The following is a 2571-nucleotide window of genomic DNA, read 5'->3' as shown; positions in this document are numbered from 1 at the left end:
CCGGCCACGGGAGCGGTCGGGGCGGGCGCGGCGACGGGAGTGTAGGCAGGCGGGCGCTGTGAGTACCAGAACACAAACGCGCCGCCCATGAGGATGACCAGGGGCAGGATGCGCGCCCAGCTTCGGGGCGCGGATGGGGGTGAAGGGGCTTGGCTCATTCGGAGTGGCCCATCAGATGTGGTGCCCGGAAACTGATGCTACTTCGCGGAGACGTAGTCGATCACCAGCACCTTGTCGAGGTGGGGGATGAGCACGGCCTTGAAGGCGTCGTGCGCAGGGTGGGGGAGGTACACATCCAGTCCGGCCTTGTCCTTGAAGGTGACCAGGAAGCAATGGGTGAAGCCTTCGTTCTTGTTCTCCGGGCTCACGTTCGTGCCCCACTCATAGCCAGTGATGGTGTCCACCTGAGTGGCCAGCTTGCGGAAGGCGGCCTCCACACTCTTCACCTGCTCGGCGGAGGCGGAGTCTTTAAACTTGAACAGGACAACGTGGCGGTAAACACCGGCGTCGGCGGCTTGGGCGGAGGTCTGGGACATGGCGACGAGGATGGCGCAGCCGAGGGCGACGGACAAGGCGAGACGTTGGAGAAGATTCATGGGAATGGGCCGAACCTAGGTGGAAAGCGGCGAGGAGAAAAGGACGGAATCGCAGAGGTGAGAAGGGGAGGCGCAAAAAGTACTTCGTAAAAATTAACTTTTCTTTCCCGTGAAATTGAGTACATTTTCAATAATAGTTATAGTTTTTAACATGAAGTTGCCCTCCTTTCCCATGCCACAGCCTGCTTTTCGACGGAGCGGGAAGCTGCCTTTCTGGCTGCTCCTGGGTCTCGTGATGGCGGGGTTTCTGGCTAAAGCGGACATGGCTTCCGCCCAGTCGATGAGCGTGGGCAACCTCATTTTTGTCGATGCCAATGGCAATGGACATGCCGACAGTGGCGAAGGCGTGGAGGGGGTGATGGTGGAGCTCTGGAAGGTCAGCGGCGATCCTGAATTCCCGTATGATCTGCAGGACACGACTCTTTCTGGTCTTAATGGTTTTTATTCATTTCAAGATCTGACACCCGGCACTTACAAGGTCACGGTTCCCGCCAGCGAGTTTGCCGCGGGCAAGCCGTTGCAGGGCATGTACTGCCTGCCCACGGCGCAGTTGGTGGGCGACGACGACACCGGAGCGAAGGGGCAGTACGACTTTTCTCCTGAGCTGAACGGTATTAGCACGCTGGATTTCATTGCCGCCCCCAGCACCGTCGAAAACAACGTTTTCATACCTGGTTTTGGACCCGTAGGTTCGGAGGAATCCGGGTTCATGGGAGACTACGATGATTCTGATGACACCAATGGCGACATGACGGTGGATCTTGGTTTCTACCGTCCGCTGGGCATTGGCAATTTGGTGTTCGTGGATACCAACCACGATGGCAAAGCTGATCCGGGCGAGGGCATTGCCGGCGTGGACGTGCAGCTCTACCGTGCCAGCGACACACCAGGACAGGACTTCGCGCTGCTGGATCTGGTGACGGATGATTCGGGGCACTTCCTTTTCGGCGGCCTTCTGGCCGGTGACTACAAGCTTTACATTCCGCCCTCGCAGTTCCAACAGGGCGGGCCGCTGGAAGGCGCGCTGTCAGTGCCAGGAGTCGGCACTGTAGGCCAGGATGATGATGTGGGTGAGCACGGCATTGATGATCCGGAGCCTCAGACGTTCGGCATTCTCAGCCAGACCATCACTCTGGTGGCGGGCGGTGCACCCACCGAGGCAAACGGCGAAACGGGTTCCAACGCCGCCGATGACGATACGGTGGATGCAGATGTGGACCTGACGGTGGACTTAGGCTTCGTGCTGCCTGCGGGCAAGGTCGGCGTGGGCAATCTGGTGTTCATCGACAATGACCACAATGGCAAGTACGACGATGGTGAAGGCGTAGCCGGGGTGACGGTGAAGCTGTTTGCGGCTGGCGCGAACCCTCTGTCTGACACGCCTGTGGCCTTCATTCGGACCGCATCGGACGGCAGCTACTTGTTTAGCAACATTGATCCGGGCGACTACTTCTTGTTTGTGCCGCCCGCGGAGTTTGCCCTGGGCAAGCCGTTGTTTTCCGCGCTCTCCGTCACCGGCACGCAGTCGGGTGATGATGAATCGGGCGAAGATGGCATCGACGTCCCAACACCAGAAAACACAGGCGTGGCCACGGCAGTGTTCACCCTGGCGCTGGGAACAGCCCCCACGGATGGCACCACGGAACTGGGTTATGCTGCTGGCAGCGACAACTTCCACGATGCGGATGTGGACCTGACGCATGACTTTGGCTTCGTCATTCGCTCGATGAACCCCATGAGCGTGGGGAATCTGGTCTTCATTGATATCGACCACAACGGACACTTTGATACAGGGGAAGGCGCGGGCGGCGTGCTGGCGCAGCTTTTCCGTGAAGGCGATGATGTCGATACGGCTACGCCGGTGGCTTCGCAACTGACGCAGAGCGATGGCAATTACTTCTTCACCGGCCTCGTTCCTGGCAACTATTTCGTGCATATCGCTGCCTCCTCATTTGGTGTCGGTCAGCCTTTGGAG

The 2571-nt window shown here is 59.0% G+C and carries 2 protein-coding genes; one reads left to right on the top strand and one right to left on the bottom strand.

Annotation, left to right across the window (positions count from 1 at the left end):
* Positions 1-197 precede the first annotated feature (197 nt).
* Positions 198-596, bottom strand: coding sequence for a Dabb family protein (locus tag JWR51_RS23695; RefSeq protein ID WP_299753568.1), 399 nt, complete (start codon positions 594-596; stop codon positions 198-200).
* A gap of 235 nt (positions 597-831) precedes the next feature.
* On the opposite strand from JWR51_RS23695, the gene JWR51_RS23690 reads away from it, so the two are divergent.
* Positions 832-2571 (top strand): SdrD B-like domain-containing protein (locus JWR51_RS23690; RefSeq protein WP_299753566.1); only part of this gene is annotated, 1740 nt, incomplete at its 3' end.

It is taken from the genome of Devosia sp. (assembly GCF_028290625.1).
Lineage (GTDB): Bacteria > Pseudomonadota > Alphaproteobacteria > Rhizobiales > Devosiaceae > Devosia.
Note: the sequence above shows the minus strand (reverse complement) of the source record. Positions and strands in the feature narration are given on the sequence as shown.